Annotated in this window: 15 protein-coding genes; 9 read left to right on the top strand and 6 right to left on the bottom strand. The window is 66.4% G+C overall.

Annotated features, from left to right (window positions below; translation table 11 throughout):
- Nucleotides 1–3 precede the first annotated feature (3 nt).
- Both LAQ73_RS15130 and LAQ73_RS15125 read left to right on the top strand, forming a co-directional pair.
- Nucleotides 4–1404: an NAD-dependent succinate-semialdehyde dehydrogenase gene (locus LAQ73_RS15130; protein ID WP_224269090.1), complete on the top strand. Its 1401-nt coding sequence runs from the start codon at nt 4–6 to the stop codon at nt 1402–1404.
- Entirely contained in the window at nt 1401–2978 is a 1578-nt protein-coding gene (locus LAQ73_RS15125; protein WP_224269089.1) for an acetolactate synthase large subunit, read from the top strand. The genes LAQ73_RS15130 and LAQ73_RS15125 overlap by 4 nt, the downstream gene beginning before the upstream one ends.
- A 14-nt stretch (nt 2979–2992) precedes the next feature.
- On the opposite strand, the gene LAQ73_RS15120 is transcribed toward LAQ73_RS15125, so the two are convergent.
- Nucleotides 2993–3244, bottom strand: a complete 252-nt coding sequence (locus tag LAQ73_RS15120) for a DUF8028 family protein (protein WP_224269088.1) — start codon at nt 3242–3244, stop codon at nt 2993–2995.
- Nucleotides 3245–3586: 342 nt separating this feature from the next.
- Here LAQ73_RS15120 and purM point away from each other — a divergent pair, with 342 nt between their 5' ends.
- Nucleotides 3587–4555, top strand: a complete 969-nt coding sequence (gene purM / locus LAQ73_RS15115) for a phosphoribosylformylglycinamidine cyclo-ligase (RefSeq protein ID WP_224269087.1) — start codon at nt 3587–3589, stop codon at nt 4553–4555.
- Nucleotides 4556–4747: 192 nt separating this feature from the next.
- Here purM and LAQ73_RS15110 read toward each other — a convergent pair whose 3' ends face one another.
- Nucleotides 4748–5287: a CBS domain-containing protein gene (locus tag LAQ73_RS15110; protein WP_224269086.1), complete on the bottom strand. Its 540-nt coding sequence runs from the start codon at nt 5285–5287 to the stop codon at nt 4748–4750.
- 96 nt (nt 5288–5383) lie between these two features.
- Nucleotides 5384–5740, bottom strand: coding sequence for a DUF555 domain-containing protein (locus LAQ73_RS15105; protein ID WP_117591109.1), 357 nt, complete (start codon nt 5738–5740; stop codon nt 5384–5386).
- A 283-nt stretch (nt 5741–6023) separates the two neighbouring features.
- Here LAQ73_RS15105 and LAQ73_RS15100 point away from each other — a divergent pair, with 283 nt between their 5' ends.
- Nucleotides 6024–6197, top strand: a complete 174-nt coding sequence (locus LAQ73_RS15100) for a hypothetical protein (protein ID WP_224269085.1) — start codon at nt 6024–6026, stop codon at nt 6195–6197.
- A 134-nt stretch (nt 6198–6331) separates the two neighbouring features.
- Complete coding sequence (psmB, locus tag LAQ73_RS15095) at nt 6332–7057, top strand: archaeal proteasome endopeptidase complex subunit beta (RefSeq protein WP_224269084.1); 726 nt, start codon at nt 6332–6334, stop codon at nt 7055–7057.
- A 41-nt stretch (nt 7058–7098) separates the two neighbouring features.
- Here psmB and LAQ73_RS15090 read toward each other — a convergent pair whose 3' ends face one another.
- The 3 genes from LAQ73_RS15090 to LAQ73_RS15080 are packed head-to-tail and all read right to left on the bottom strand — an operon-like array spanning nt 7099 to nt 9994.
- Complete coding sequence (locus LAQ73_RS15090) at nt 7099–7602, bottom strand: redoxin domain-containing protein (protein ID WP_224269083.1); 504 nt, start codon at nt 7600–7602, stop codon at nt 7099–7101.
- Nucleotides 7603–7660: 58 nt separating this feature from the next.
- A complete protein-coding gene (locus tag LAQ73_RS15085; RefSeq protein WP_224269082.1) occupies nt 7661–9193 on the bottom strand; it encodes a glutamate-cysteine ligase family protein in 1533 nt (510 codons plus the stop codon).
- Between the two features lie 48 nt (nt 9194–9241).
- Entirely contained in the window at nt 9242–9994 is a 753-nt protein-coding gene (locus LAQ73_RS15080; RefSeq protein ID WP_224269081.1) for an FxLYD domain-containing protein, read from the bottom strand.
- A 145-nt stretch (nt 9995–10139) separates the two neighbouring features.
- Between LAQ73_RS15080 and ligA the strand changes: the two genes are divergently transcribed.
- The 4 genes from ligA (at nt 10140) to LAQ73_RS15060 (ending at nt 14472) form a co-directional block, all read left to right on the top strand.
- The gene (gene ligA / locus LAQ73_RS15075; protein ID WP_224269080.1) at nt 10140–11873 is read left to right on the top strand and encodes an ATP-dependent DNA ligase LigA; all 1734 of its coding nucleotides are present in this window, start codon (nt 10140–10142) and stop codon (nt 11871–11873) included.
- A 129-nt stretch (nt 11874–12002) separates the two neighbouring features.
- Entirely contained in the window at nt 12003–12752 is a 750-nt protein-coding gene (locus LAQ73_RS15070; RefSeq protein ID WP_224269079.1) for an MBL fold metallo-hydrolase, read from the top strand.
- A gap of 5 nt (nt 12753–12757) precedes the next feature.
- Nucleotides 12758–13597 (top strand): alpha/beta fold hydrolase, encoded by an 840-nt coding sequence (locus tag LAQ73_RS15065; RefSeq protein ID WP_224269078.1) that lies wholly within the window; start codon nt 12758–12760, stop codon nt 13595–13597.
- A 53-nt stretch (nt 13598–13650) separates the two neighbouring features.
- On the top strand, nt 13651–14472 hold the full coding sequence (locus tag LAQ73_RS15060) for a DUF8108 domain-containing protein (RefSeq protein WP_224269077.1): 822 nt from the start codon (nt 13651–13653) through the stop codon (nt 14470–14472).
- Nucleotides 14473–14476 lie beyond the last annotated feature (4 nt).

Genomic DNA, 14476 nt, shown 5'->3' with positions numbered 1-14476 from the left:
GCCATGGAGAGCGTCAATCCGACGACTGGCGAGCAACTGGACACGTACCGCGACGACGGCGAGGAGACCGTCGACAACGCCCTCGACACCGCGACGGAGACGTTCGAGGAGTGGAGCGACACGAGTTTCACCCACCGCTGTTCGCTGTTGAAGAAGGCGGGCGACGTGCTCCGCGACAACGTCGACGAGTACGCCGAACTGATGGCGCGCGAGATGGGCAAACCCATCTCGCAGGCGCGTTCGGAGGTCGAAAAGTGCGCGTGGGTCTGCGATTACTACGCCGAGACGGCCGCAGAACACCTCCAAGACGAGGTCATTGGTACAGAAGCCGACGCACACGCGTTCGTGAGCTACGAACCGCTCGGACCGATTTTGGCGATTATGCCGTGGAACTTCCCGTTCTGGCAGGTGTTCCGCTTCGCCGCGCCGAACCTCGCGGCGGGCAACGTCGGCCTCCTGAAACACGCCTCGAACGTCCCCGGCTGTGCGAAGGCCATCGAAGACGTGTTCTCGGAAGCCGGCTTCCCCGACGGCGCGTTTCAGTCGCTTCTCATCGGCTCTGATCTCGTGAACGGCATCATCGAGGACGATCGCTTGGCGGGCGTGACGCTCACCGGCAGCGCCGCCGCCGGGAGCGCCGTCGGGTCGGCCGCAGGCGAGAACCTGAAGAAGTCGGTGTTGGAACTCGGGGGGAGCGACCCCTTCGTCGTCCTCGACGACGCCGATATCGAGCGCGCGGTCGGGAGCGCCGTCTACGGCCGGGTGCAGAACAACGGCCAGTCCTGCATCGCGGCCAAGCGGTTCATCGTGATGGACGAGGTGTACGACGACTTCGAAGAACGGTTCGTCGAGGAGATGGAGGCGCTCACCGTCGGCGACCCGATGGACGAGGAGACGGAACTCGGCCCGCAGGCCCAAGAGAGCCTGATGGAGAGCCTCCACGAACAGGTCGAAGAGACGGCAGACGCCGGCGCAACGGTGCTCACCGGCGGCGAACCGATGGATCGAGAGGGGGCGTACTACCCGGCGACGGTCCTCTCTGACGTCCCGGATGGGACGCCGGCGGCCCACGACGAGATATTCGGCCCCGTCGCGTCGCTGTGGCGTGTCGACAGCGAGAAAGAGGCCATCGAGCGGGCCAACGACACGCCGTTCGGGCTCGGTGCGAGCGTCTGGACCGGCGACCCCGAGAGGGGGGAGCGGTTCGCCCGGCAGTTCGACGCCGGCTGCTGTTTCGTCAACGAGATCGTCAAATCCGACCCGCGGGTACCGTTCGGCGGCGTCAAAGATTCGGGCTACGGCCGCGAGCTCTCAGAGCACGGCGTCCGAGAGTTCGTCAATCAGAAGACCGTCTGGGTCCAGCACGGCGACTCGAAAACCAATCTGGACACCATCTCGGAATGAAGGCCGCTGACCTACTCGTCCGCTGTCTGGAAGCGGAGGGCGTCGACTGTGTCTTCGGCGTTCCGGGTGAGGAACTCGAGGACGTGCTGTTCGCGCTTCGGGACTCCTCGATTCGGTTCGTTCCGGTGCGACACGAACAGGGGGCGGCGTTCATGGCCGACGTCCACGGCCGTCTGACCGGCGAGGCCGGCGTCTGCCTCGCCACGCTCGGGCCCGGCGCAACGAACCTCATCACCGGCGTCGCCGACGCCCACCTCGACAAGTCGCCGCTGGTCGCCATCACCGGGCAAGGCGGAAGAGAACGACTCCACAAGGAGAGCCACCAGGCGCTCGACATCGTCCACACGTTCGAGGCCGTCGTCAAGTGGAACACGCAGCTGAACGACACCGAGATCATCAACGAGTCCGTTCGGAAGGCGTTCAAACTCGCCGAGTACGAGAAACCCGGCGCGACCCATCTCGAATTTCCGGAGGACGTCGCCGCCGAGGCCGTCGACTACGAACCGCTTGCGGTCCGCGACAAAGTCCGGCGATCCGACCCGGACGCGGCGTCGGTCGAACGCGCCGCGGACCTGCTGTCGACCGCCGATCGACCCATCGTGCTCGCCGGCAACGGCGCGGTCCGGGCCAACGCCGCCGACCGCCTCCGGTCGTTCGTCGAGGCGACCGACGTCCCCGTCGCCTCGACGTACATGGGGAAGGGCGCGGTGTCGGACCGCAGCGCCCACTCGCTGATGACGTTGGATTCGGGCCCGGACGGCGAGGCGGAGGCGGCGATGGAGCGCGCCGACTGCGTCGTCGCCGTCGGCTACGACATCGCCGAACACGACCCGAAGCGCTGGAACCCGAACACCGACACTCACGTGGTCCACGTCGACCACGAACCCGCCGAGGTGTACCAGCACTACAATCCGGACGTCGAAATCGTCGCGGACATCTCGATGGCGCTCAAGCGCCTCGAAGAGACGGTCGACGAGACGTGGAGAACGTGGTGTGCCGACATACACGAGACGGTGCTGGCCGACGCGCTGGAGACGCCCGAGGACGACGACCCGTTCTCGGTCGCCGGCGTGCTCCCGTACCTCCGAGACGCGATGGCAGACGAGGACGTGCTGATCTCCGACGTGGGGAGTCACAAGATGGCCATCGCGACCCAGTTTCCCACGTTCGAGCCGAACACCTGCATCGTCTCGAACGGCCTCGCGAGCATGGGTATCGGCGTCCCCGGCGGCGTCGCCGCCGATCTGGCGCTCGACTCGAACGTCGTCGTCGGCACCGGCGACGGGGGGTTCCTGATGAACGGCGCGGAACTGGAGACGGCGACGCGTCTCGGTCTCGGGTTCACGGTCTTGGTGTTCAACGACGACGACTACGGGCTCATCTCCGAGAAGCAGCGCGAACACACCGGCGAGGCGTTCGGAACGGGACTCACCAACCCCGACTTCGTCGCGTTCGCCGAGAGTTTCGGCGTCGACGGCTACCGCCCCGAGTCGTGGGCGGAGCTCGAAGCGGTACTGAACTCGGTAGTCGACGGCGACGAGATGGCTCTCGTCGAGGTTCCGTTAGGAAGGTGACGCGTTCGGCGGCGTCACCGTCTCCGGTAGTTGTGCCCGACGACGAGTGCGAGCGCGTTCACACCGAGAAGGGCGACGAGCACCAGCGACCTGTCGCCGGCTAACCCCCCGACGACCAGCGCGAGCTGGCAGAACGGCAGTGCGACCGCCAACCAGAAGGCGACGAAACGGATCACCGAGGTGGCGACAGCACGAACCGTGGGGCCGAACCGAACGTCTGCGGGGCGAGTGATACGGCGGTCGGCAGTTGAAGGCGCACTTGCCATGGACGGCGTTCTATTCGACGGCTTTCCCTGGTTTATAAATACGAGATCGTTGAGAACTGTTCTCGAAAGTTGTCTGTTCCTACCGTCCGTGCGAGTGATTCGCACAGGGCCGGTCGGCGTGCCGTCTCGCGTTCTCCGGTTCGCCACTCGTCCGTTCGAAGCGGCGGTTTAGGGCCTGCCAACTCCTCGACAGACGCGAGTAGGCGTCGGCTTTCCTCGAAGTTGGCGTCGCCTATCACGGAACTGAGTGTCGATGCGTTTCTGTTACGCGTAGCGTACCGGCGCACCGGTGTGCGACCCGCGAGCGGTGGGCTTTTGGGGAGCCACCGCGGGGGTTCGCGCATGGGAGACGACGAGGAACTCACGTACTCGGACGCCGGCGTCGACATCGGGGCGAGCGAGGCGGCGACGGCCGCGCTCGTATCTGCGGTCGGCGACAGCGAGGGCGACTACGCCGGACTGCTGGACATCGGTGACCGGTATCTGGCGCTGGCGACGGACGGCGTCGGGACGAAACTGCTGGTCGCGGAGGCGCTCTCGGACTACTCGACGGTCGGCATCGACTGTATCGCCATGAACGCGAACGACCTCGTCGCCGCCGGCGTGCGACCGGTGGCGTTCGTCGACTATCTCGCGGTCGACGAACCCGACGAGACGTTCGCCGAACAGGTCGGCGAGGGGCTCGCGGCCGGAGCCGACGAGGCGGGCGTCGAACTCGTCGGCGGCGAGACGGCGGTGATGCCCGAGGTCATCAACGGACTCGACCTCGCGGGCACGTGCGCGGGACTCGCGGCGAAAGGCGACATCTTCGAGGGCCGCGCCGAACCGGGCGACGCGCTGGTCGGCTTCCGCTCGTCGGGAATCCACTCCAACGGGCTGACGCTCGCGCGGAAGGCGGCGACGAAGAGCCACGACTACGACGACGCCTTCCCCGGCGGCGGCTACGAGACGGTCGGCGAGGCGCTGTTGGAACCGACGCGGCTCTACACTCACCTGCTCGAACCGATGCGCGACCACGGCGTCCGCGGCGCGGCCCACGTCACCGGTGGCGGATGGACGAATCTCGAACGGCTCGGCGACAACCACTACGTCGTCGACGACGCCTTCGAACCGCAGGCCGTCTTCGAGTTCGTCCAGTCGGAGGGTAACGTCTCCGACGAGGAGATGCATCGGACGTTCAACATGGGCACCGGGTTCGTCGCGGCGCTCGCCCTCGAAGACGCCGAGGCGCTGGCGGAGGCGACCGACGGGCACGTCGTCGGCCGCGTCGAGGACGGCGGCGGCGTCTCGATTCGCGGGCTGGAGCTGTAAGCGCTCGGCCGACGGCGACGCTCACGGGGAGAACGGATGGCGGACAGACGGCGAACGGGCGACTCCGGAGGCGCAGCGGGTTCGCCGTGCTCCCGCCTCGGCCGCGCTGCGCCGACTCGTCAGGTCACGCGGCGAGGTGGTCCCGTCTTCGTACAAAAACGTCCGGAACGGCGGATGGGAACTGAGAAGCGATTACGAGAGCTGCGCGGCCACGTCGGCCTCGGTGATGATGCCGATCGTCTCGCCGCCCTCGGTCACCATCACGGCCTTGTAGTGGTCCAAGAGGTTGCGAACTTCGTCGACGGTAGCGTCGCGGGCGACGGTGGGGAACGACTCGCTCATCAGTTCGCTCACCGGCTTGTCACCGACGTTGTCACCGCCGTGGATGACGTCCGACTGGCTGATGGAGCCGACCGGAATCCCCGACTGGAGTACGGGGAGTTGCGAGTACGCCTCGTCTTCCATCGCCTCGACTGCCTCGCGGACCGAGGAGTCGGGTTCCACGTGGATGACCGTCTCGTTCATGATGTCGCCGGCGCGGAGCACGTCGCCTTCGGCTTCGTCGAGCGCCTCGACGATGCGGCGGAGCGTCGACAGACGAGGGTCGACGTCGCCGCCTTCGATGCGAGCGATGAGCGGTTGGGAGACGCCGGCAGCGTCCGCCAGCGCGCTCTGGGTCAACCCGAGCGTGTTCCTGCGTTCGCGCAGGTCCTGAGGCGTCGGAAGTTCCATATCCGCTGATAACCAGCGGTTATTGAAAAGGTTTCGGCTATCCGCACCACGGCCGGCGGTGCGTCGAGCGGGCGAGCAGTCGACGCCGTGACCGTGTTACTCGTCCTCTTCTTCGGTCTCGACGATGTCGATGACCGACAGCGGGACGTCGCGGAGCGCGCCGCCGACTTCGCTCTTGGCGATGCGGGCGGCGTGCTTCTCACCGTCGGCGTTGAAGACGTCGATCTCGAGGAGAAGGCCGACGAGCGCCGTGTTGGCCGCGATGAACGCCGAGTCGAACGGTTCACCGCAAGCCGGACACGGCGTCGCGCCGACTTCGACTTCCACGTACTCCTTGTTCTGCTGGTTGAGGCGCTTGCCCGCTTCGCTGACGGCGACGCCGATGGCGTCGTCGATGTCTTTCACGTCGCGTACGAGCCAGGCCGCCTCCATCGCTACGAGGTAGTTGCTCATACCCGTAGGTAGGGATAGGGGGTTTCGTGTCTTGTGATTCGGTCGTGACCGACCGTTCGGCGAGGAGGGCGGGCGAGCGCGGGCGAAACACCTCGGCGGATTATCTCCGTAAGTTATGCGTGGGACAGGGGTTGCTCACCGACGGTATCCGTCGTGGTTGCCACAAATTCAACCTCGTTTGTAAGAGATACAAATATACTTTAATCGCAAGCAGGCGTCGGCTTCGGCGGATGAGACGACCAAGAAGACTTATATATGGGCGTGATGGACCGCGGAGTAGGCAATGTTCGAATCGCTGTCCCGTATCAGCCTGTTCGCCCTGTACCACCTGACGCTCGCCCTAGGTATCGCGCTCCTCCCACTGACGCTCGTGGTTCGGCAGTTCGGCGTTCGACTCCCCGTCGGCCGTCTCGTCGAAACCGTTGGCACCGCCTACGAGAACGCCGCTACACAGTAAGCCCGAGAACGTCGTTTTTCGCGCTTAATCGGCCAGCAGCGACAGTACCGCGACCGCGAGAATCCACTGCCGCGACGGCGGCAACGAGCGAGTGAAGAGGTGCATTTATCTGCGCGGCCGCGCAAGTGGAGGTAATGCGTCCACCGACATCGGATTTCTCTGGGAGCGACAGTCCCCTCGACGGTGACCGTTCACGAGTGTTCGGGCCGGAACTCGGCGAGTTTCCGAACGCCGGGCAGTCGTCGGAACCGCGCGAAGGCGAGATGAAGACCGGAACGACCACCGTCGGCCTCAAAACCGAAGAAGGCGTCGTCCTTGCGACTGACATGCGCGCCAGCGCCGGCTACATGGTGGCGAGCAAGGACGTCCAGAAGGTCGAAGAGATTCACCCGACGGGCGCGCTCACCATCGCCGGGTCGGTGTCGGCCGCGCAGTCGCTCATCCGCTCGCTCCGCGCGGAGACGCGCCTCTACGAGGCCCGTCGCGGCGAGGAGATGAGCATGACCGCGCTGTCGACGCTCGTCGGCAACTTCCTGCGCTCGGGCGGCTTCCTCATCGTCAGCCCCATCCTCGGCGGCGTCGACTCCGAGGGCTCGCACGTCTACAGCATCGACCCCGCCGGCGGCACCACCGAAGAGGAGTACACCGTCAGCGGGTCGGGCTCGCAGTACGCCCTCGGTGTGCTCGAACAGGAGTACGACGACAGCCTCTCGATCGACGATGCGAAGGAAGTCGCGACCCGCTCCATCAAGAGCGCCGTCGAACGCGACCTGGCCTCCGGCAACGGCATCAACATCGCCGTCGTCACCGAGGACGGCGTCGACATCGAGCGCCACAAGGACATCAACGCGCTGCTGTAAGCGGCGAACGAGACCACTGACCGCTCGAACGCCGATTTTTCTCAGTCCGACGCGAACGCGGCTTCCTCGACGGCGTCTCTCGTCTCCGAGACGAGCGCATCGAAGTCGGGGTTCTCTCCGTCTCGAACCCACCGGTACGTCACGACGCCGTCGGTATCGACGACGAACACGCTGCGTTGGGCCACCTCTATCATGCCGTACATGTCGTCGAGCACCACGTCGTATGCGTGGATGACGTCGTGTCTCCAGTCCGAGAGCATCGGGAAGTTGAGTCCCTCCTGCTGTATCCAGATGTTCTGCGAGAACGGCAGATCGACGCTGACGCCGTACACCTGCGCGTCGAGGTCATCGAACAGTCCCATCGAGTCCCGAAAGGCGCACATCTCCGCCGTACAGCCGCTCGTGAACGCCGCGGGGTAGAACGCGAGGACGGTCGGTCCGTCCGCGACGGCGTCTGAGAACGTGAACTCTTCGAGGTCGTTGTACGTCTCCCCGCCGGCCTTCGGCACGGTGAACTCGGGTGCGTCGTCTCCGATGTCGACCATGGTCAGCAGTCGGAGCGACCGATATTCACGATTTCCCCCGAAGAACCGGACGAGTGCGCTACGTCCAGTCGGCGAACGACCCCTCCAACAGCGTCTCCTCCTGCGCCTCGATGTACGCCCGCTGCATTCCCGTGATAGCCTCGTCCAGCGACGCCCCGTCGTCGAGTCGCGTTCTCACTTCTCTGCGTTTCCACGTCGCGGGCGTCTCCATCGCGTTCACGCGCCACTGAAGCGGCGCGATGTAGCGCTCGGCCTCCGTCTCCGAGAAGCCCGACACTTCGAGGCCGTAGCGGGCGTGCGCCAACAGGTCGCGGTAGAGTTCGACGGGGTTCGTCGTCTCCTGGCCGTCGTTCGTGATCCAGCGCTGGCCGCCGTCGAGACCCATCCGCGTCGCGGCGGTGAAGTTCTCGCGCGCCCGCTCCCAGTCGAGCGAGAGCACGGGATGTTCGCGCCGCGGCAGCGCCTCCATGAGCCCCGCGAAGGCCGCCTGAAAGGCGATGGAGTCGCGGACCGTCGGCTGGGCGGGAATCGGGCGGAACTCGATGCGGGCGTTCGCCGCCGAGCGGGTCGGCCCGTCGAACACCGGACGGACCCAACGCCAGTAGGTGCCGTGTTTCGTCCGCAGCGTCGCGAACGCGTCGTCGAACCGGTCGCCGCGTTCGACCGGCATCGGCACGAGCGTGGAGTCGAGAACGACACTGTCGACCGCTTCTTCGACCGAATCGAGGTCCTCGGGGAACGCCACCTTGTCGTCGCCCTCGTCGTTCAACACCGACTCGAAGACGGCGATGCGGTGTTCGTCCCACGCGTCGGCGAGGATGGTCTCGGCGTCGACGCCCTCCTCGTAGAGATCCGGCGGGAAAAATGGCGAGTTGACGCCGAGCGCCAGCAGCGGCCCGGCGATGCGGAGCGCGTAGTTGTGGTAGACGGGGAGGTCGGCGGCGTGGGCGACCTGGTAGTGCGGCTGGATGGAGGTGATGAGGCTCTCGGGCATCACCGTGTCGGCGGTTAAATCGACGTTCGGCGCGTCGACCGTGAAGCTCTCGGCCGCTTCCGAGGTGTTGGCCATCGCGTGGTAGCGGACGGAGTCGCTCATGTTGGTCGCGATGCGGACGCCGTCGTCGACGACGCTGTCGGCGAGGTAGCTCCGGGCCGTCTCGCCGGCGGGCGGAATCGTCCACATCGCGTCGCTGACGAGGCGCATCCCCTCGGCAGCGGCGCAGTCGAGCGCCGCCGCCAGCCGCGCCTGCACCTCCGACTCCTGCGCGCGGATGCCGTACGGGCCGAACGGTTGGGGGCTCGTCGACATCTCGGCGTTGTGCAGGCCGAGCTCCTTCTCGAAGCCCATGAGTTCGAGCAGTCGGCGGGGAACGCGCATCAGCGCGTTCACGTCGTCGGTCGACTCGGTCCACCGGCCGTCGGCGACGGCGTAGAACTCGTACTCGAAGCCGACGATGGACTGGTGGTTGTCGAACGTTCCGGCCGCCAACTCCTCTTTGACGACTTCGCCGTCGGCCGCGGCCTGGGCGCGGAACTCGTCGGTGTCGACGTCGAGTACCTCCGACACGCGTTCCGCGAACGTCTTCTCCATACCGCCTCATGCGCGGAGGAGCGTCTAAAGTGCGGCGGCCTCGGCCGTTCAGTAGGGGCTGTCGACGACGTGTAACTCGTAGTCGGTGATGGGACTGGCCCACTCGTCGGCGTACGGGAGGTAGGTGACGGTGAAGGGCCACTCGGCCTCGGCTTCGAGGTTGGTCGTGCTCGCGTAGTTCGAGGTGAGAACCGTCGTCTCGTCGGCGTAGAACTTCGCCTCGGCTTTGAGATAGCCGTGCGCCTCCTCGCCGACGTTGCGGACTCGGCCGGTGAGTTCGGCTTCGACGTCCTCGGCGTCGAGTTGGCTGTCGAGGAGCTCGATTCCCTCCGGGAGGCGCGGGAGCGGTTCGACCTGGAACGCCGCTTCGAGCTCGTGCGAGGCGACGTTCACCCCGTCGTCGTAGTACGGAATGTACGCCTTCCACGTCTCGCCTGGGTTGAGACCGATGAGATACTCGGTGGCGACGTCGAGCGGATTGTCGTCCTCGTCGAAGAAGCGCGCGGTCACGCGGACGCCGCCGGACGGGGCGGGTCCGACGTTCTCCATCAGTGCGAGGACAGCCGCCGCCTGACGGTAGGTGTCGTCGGTGGTGACGAGTTCGTGGGAGGTGACCACGATGTCGGGGCTATCCTCGTCGCTACTGCCGCCGCTGTCGTTGCCCGCGAGCGCGTCGATGACGCCGTTTTCGGTCTCCGTCGGTTCGCTCGTCGTATCGACGGTCCGCGTATCGCGGGACGTACAACCCCCGACTCCGGCGAGAGCACCGCTCGCAAGCGCCAGAAACCGCCTCCGATGCATACCTGAGATAATGAGAGTTCAACATAAGAACGCTCCTACTTTCTTTTTTAAAAGAATATCTGTGGAGATGGAATAATAGTCGCGTGGTGACCGCGTCGCCGCCGAGACGAGGTAGTTAAATCGGGGACGTGAGTACCGCCCTGCGATGGAGTTCGCGGCGTTTGCAGACCGGGCGGCGGCTATCGAGGCGGAGTCGGCGGACCTCGAAATCGTCTCGCTGTTGGCGGAGACGTTTCGGGAGGCCGGGCCGGAACTGCCGATCGTGGCGAGATTCGTCCAGGGGCGCGTCTTTCCCGCGTGGCGGTCTGCGACGCTCGATATCGGGCCGAGTCTCTGCTACGAGGCTATCGCGCGCGCCGCCGGCCGGAACGTGGACGCCGCGGACGTGGAGTCGAGACTCGCCGAAACGGGCGAAATCGGTGCCGTCGCCGCCAGCTACGAGTTCGGCGGCCAACAGGGCCTCGCCGCGTTCGGGGCCGGAGGAGCCGCCGACCTGACCGTCACCGAGGTGGACGAGACGCTTCGAGCGCTCGCCGCGGCGGCGGGGTCGGGCAGCCAAGACCGCAAGGTCGACACCCTCTTCGGCCTGTTCAACCGCGCGAGTCCGGACGAGGCGCGCTACCTCGCGCGAATCGTCCTCTCGGAGATGCGCATCGGCGTCGGCGAAGGGGCGGTTCGAGACGCCGTCGCGGAGGCGTTCGAGGTCCCCGCCGAGAGCGTCGAACGCGCGCTACAGGTGTCGAACGACTACGGCCACGTCGCCGAAGTCGCCCGCGACGACGGCGTCGGCGGATTAGACGCGATGGGGCTCGAAGTCGGCCGGCCGGTGCAAGCGATGCTCGCGCAGGCGGGCAGTGTCACCGACGCCCTCGACGAGTGGGAGGAGGCCGCCGTCGAGACGAAGTACGACGGCGCGCGGGTCCAGATTCACCGCCGGACCGACGGCGTCGAGGGCGGAAGCGGAGACAACGGCGATGGCGGAGACGACGGCGATAACGGAGACGACGCCGAATCGGATGCGGTGTCGGTGTTCTCGCGCAACATGGAAGACGTGACCGACGCCCTCCCCGAAATCGTCGAGTTCGTCGAACGCTCCGTCGACGTGCCCGCGATTTTCGACGGCGAAGTCGTCGCCGTCGACGACGGGGGCGACCCGCTCCCCTTCCAGGAGGTTCTGCGTCGATTCCGTCGGAAACACGACGTCGCGCGGATGCGCGAGGAGGTATCGCTTCGGTTGCACGCCTTCGACTGCCTGCACGCCGACGGCGACGACTTGCTTACGGAGCCGCTCGTGACGCGCCACGACCGACTCGCCGACGTCGTTGACGACGACGCGGCCGTCTCGACGCTGCTTCGCTCGAACGACGCCGACGAGATAGCCGCTTTCGAGGCCGATGCACTCGACGCGGGACACGAAGGCATCATGCTGAAAGATCCCGAGTCGACGTACTCGCCGGGCAACCGCGGGAAACACTGGCTGAAACGCAAACCGGACGTAGAGACGCTCGACCTCGTCGTCACGGGTGCGGAGTGGGGCGAGGGGCGGCGCGCGCAGTTTTTGGGGACGTTTCTGCTCTCGGCGCGCGACGAGGACGGCCAGTACCGCACGCTCGGGAAAGTCGCCACTGGCATCACCGACGAACAACTCGCGGAGTTGACCGAACGCCTCGAACCCGAGATCATCTCGCAGGACGGCCGCGACGTGGAGCTTCGGCCCTCGACGGTGTTCGAGGTCGGCTACGAGGAGATTCAGACCTCGCCGACGTACTCGTCGGGGTACGCGCTACGGTTCCCGCGATTTCTCTCGGTGCGCGAAGACAAGACGCCCGCCGACGCCGACACGCTCTCGCGGGTCGAACGACTCGCCGAGAGGCAGTAACTGCAGGACGAACCCGCCCCAGGCGATGGCGGAGGGGAGGTTCGTGCGCCGCGACGAGAGCCGTCGGGCGACTCACAGCGACTGCGAAGACGTGCGAGATTTATCCCGGCGCGCTTCGACTCACACTGTATGACGATTCGACACGACGGTCTCACCGTCGACTGGTTCGGTTACGCGACGGTCAGAATCGAGACGCCCGACGGGTTCGTCGTCTACCTCGACCCCGGTCGCTACGGCGTCCTCGACGACTACGACGCGCAGGACGGCGTCTCCGGGAGCGACGCGACCGGAGGCTCGTCGCCGTTCGGCGACGGCGATTTGGTCTGCGTCACGCACGTTCACCACTACGACTCCGACGCCATCGAGCGTGTCGCAAAGGAGGACGCGACGGTCGTCGCCTACGGCGGCATCGAGGCCGACGACACCGACCGCGACGTGACACCGCTCGACCGACTCGACTACGAGGTGGTGACGCTCGGTCAGGAGGACCGATTCTCGGTCGACGGCGCGGACGTGTGGACGCTCCCGGCGTACAACGAACCCGACGGCCCCCACACCCGCGAGAACGGCGACCCCTACCACCCGGAGGGGTTCGGCGTCGGCTATCTCCTCGCGGTGGGCGGCCGAACCGTCTTCTGGCCGGGCGACTCCGACGTGCTGGAGGGCCACGAGCAGCTGGAGGTGTCACTGTTTCTGCCGCCCATCGGCGGCGCGTTCACGATGGACCGCGAGGAGGCCGCCGACCTCGCGGAGACGCTCGACCCGGACCTCGTCCTCCCAATCCACTACGACACGTTCGAGGACCTGGAGACCGATTCGCACGCGTTCGCTGCCGACGTCGCGTCGCGGGGCGTCCCCGTCGTCCTCGACGAGCGGTGAACTTCATGCGTAACCGCATCGACTACGGGCATCTCGACGGGCGACACCCCTACCATCGAGTCGGTAACGGGCCGCGCCAACTCGTCGTCTTTCCGGGGCTGAGCGACCCCCTCTCGGGGCGCGAGCCCTCTCGCTTGGTCGCCGAGCTGCTCGTAAACTACGCGTACCGCCGCTACACCGACGAGTTCACCGTCTGGGTCATCAGTCGCCCGCGGGGGATGCCCGCCGGTCACACGACCCGCGACATGGCCGCCGACTACGCGGAGGTGGTGTCAGACATCGGGTCGGCGTCGATTCTCGGCCTCTCGATGGGTGGGCTGATCGCCCAGCACTTCGCCGCCGACTACCCCGAGTTGACTCGGCGTCTCGTCCTCGGCGTCAGCGGCTGTTACGTCGGCCAGCAGGGTGCCGACACCCTCGGTCGGTGGTCGTCGTGGGCCGAACGGGACGACTGGCGCGAGATTCTCCTCGACAGCGTCGCCGTGACGTACGGCGGCTATCGATCGCTTTTCTACCCGCCGCTGCTTCGACTGTTCGGCGACGTCTTGGTTCCGGACCCCATCGTCGGCTCGGACGTGCACGTCTCCTGTCGCGCTTGCCTGGAACACGACACGAGGCGTCGACTCGTCGACATCGACGCGCCGACGCTCGTCATCGGCGGCGCGCACGACCACTTCTTCACCGAAGAGATACTGCGCGAGACGGTCGCCGGGATCCCCGACGGCCGACTCGCGCTGCTCGGCGGCACCGGACACGGCGCGCTCCAAGAACGGAAAGCGACCGCCGACGCGACCATCGAGCAGTTCCTCCGCGGTCGAACCGAAGCGATGGCGAGACTCGACTGAGCGGCGAGTCGAGTCACACAAATTACTTGTTTCCTGCGTGTCGATTTTCGGTGATGGTTCCCGAATCGAAGACGCCGAACTTCTGTGCGGACTGCGGCGCTCGTCTCACGTCGGGGGCGTCGTTCTGTTCGCAGTGCGGAACGGCCGTCTCCTCCTCCACCGAGTCGGGCCCGAACGCAACGCTGTCGTCCTTCCGGCAGCGAGTCCGCGAGTACACCGTCCACGGCTGGGAGATAGAACAGGACTACGGCGACCGGGTCGTCGTCAAGAAGCGCGGGGTCGGGTCGATTCCGGTCCACGTCCTGTTGTTCGTCTTCACCTACGGTCTCGGCAACGCCGTCTACGCGTGGTATCGCTACTCGCCCGGCGCGTCGCGGGCGGAACTGAGAGCCGACGGCACCGAGCGGTGGGTCGACGGCCGGTCGAAGAGCCGCTCGAACTGGGGGGTCGACCTCGCGACGGCGGGCGGCGTCGTCGTCGGATGCCTGCTCGTGTTCATGTCGATAGCCGTGTTTTCCACTGGCATCTCCGGCGTCGGCGGCTTGGTGCTCGGAACGTCGCTCCTGGCTGCCGGACTTCTCTTGTTCCCGCCGATTCGGGACCGACTGAACAGAGCGCAGTCGCTCACCACGTTCGGCCGAAAGCAACAGATCGACACCGAACCCGCCGACGAGACCCAGCGCTGCGTTGTCTGCGGTGAGCGCGCCCGCGGCGGCGTGACGCGGACGTTCGCCGAGAAGACCTACCTCGCCGGGGTTCCGGTGAAGACGCATCAGGAAGGGTCGAACAGCTACTGTCGCCGCTGTGCGGCCGAGGAAGCCGTGGACGCGTCGACCGCCGACCGGGCACCGAGCAAACTCCGCGAGACGGCCTGACCAG

This window comes from Haloprofundus salinisoli (genome assembly GCF_020097815.1).
In the GTDB taxonomy this organism is placed as follows: Archaea; Halobacteriota; Halobacteria; order Halobacteriales; family Haloferacaceae; genus Haloprofundus; species Haloprofundus salinisoli.
The sequence above is the reverse complement of the archived record's forward strand: the minus strand, read 5'-3'. Positions and strand labels throughout refer to the sequence as shown.

Excerpts from the sequence above, each read along its gene's own strand:
- LAQ73_RS15130 (WP_224269090.1), top strand. The coding sequence starts at position 4 with ATGGAGAGCGTCAATCCGACGACTGGCGAGCAACTGGACACGTACCGC.
- LAQ73_RS15125 (WP_224269089.1), top strand. The coding sequence starts at position 1,401 with ATGAAGGCCGCTGACCTACTCGTCCGCTGTCTGGAAGCGGAGGGCGTC.
- LAQ73_RS15120 (WP_224269088.1), bottom strand. The coding sequence starts at position 3,244 with ATGGCAAGTGCGCCTTCAACTGCCGACCGCCGTATCACTCGCCCCGCA.
- purM (WP_224269087.1), top strand. The coding sequence starts at position 3,587 with ATGGGAGACGACGAGGAACTCACGTACTCGGACGCCGGCGTCGACATC.
- LAQ73_RS15110 (WP_224269086.1), bottom strand. The coding sequence starts at position 5,287 with ATGGAACTTCCGACGCCTCAGGACCTGCGCGAACGCAGGAACACGCTC.
- LAQ73_RS15105 (WP_117591109.1), bottom strand. The coding sequence starts at position 5,740 with ATGAGCAACTACCTCGTAGCGATGGAGGCGGCCTGGCTCGTACGCGAC.
- LAQ73_RS15100 (WP_224269085.1), top strand. The coding sequence starts at position 6,024 with ATGTTCGAATCGCTGTCCCGTATCAGCCTGTTCGCCCTGTACCACCTG.
- psmB (WP_224269084.1), top strand. The coding sequence starts at position 6,332 with ATGCGTCCACCGACATCGGATTTCTCTGGGAGCGACAGTCCCCTCGAC.
- LAQ73_RS15090 (WP_224269083.1), bottom strand. The coding sequence starts at position 7,602 with ATGGTCGACATCGGAGACGACGCACCCGAGTTCACCGTGCCGAAGGCC.
- LAQ73_RS15085 (WP_224269082.1), bottom strand. The coding sequence starts at position 9,193 with ATGGAGAAGACGTTCGCGGAACGCGTGTCGGAGGTACTCGACGTCGAC.
- LAQ73_RS15080 (WP_224269081.1), bottom strand. The coding sequence starts at position 9,994 with ATGCATCGGAGGCGGTTTCTGGCGCTTGCGAGCGGTGCTCTCGCCGGA.
- ligA (WP_224269080.1), top strand. The coding sequence starts at position 10,140 with ATGGAGTTCGCGGCGTTTGCAGACCGGGCGGCGGCTATCGAGGCGGAG.
- LAQ73_RS15070 (WP_224269079.1), top strand. The coding sequence starts at position 12,003 with ATGACGATTCGACACGACGGTCTCACCGTCGACTGGTTCGGTTACGCG.
- LAQ73_RS15065 (WP_224269078.1), top strand. The coding sequence starts at position 12,758 with ATGCGTAACCGCATCGACTACGGGCATCTCGACGGGCGACACCCCTAC.
- LAQ73_RS15060 (WP_224269077.1), top strand. The coding sequence starts at position 13,651 with ATGGTTCCCGAATCGAAGACGCCGAACTTCTGTGCGGACTGCGGCGCT.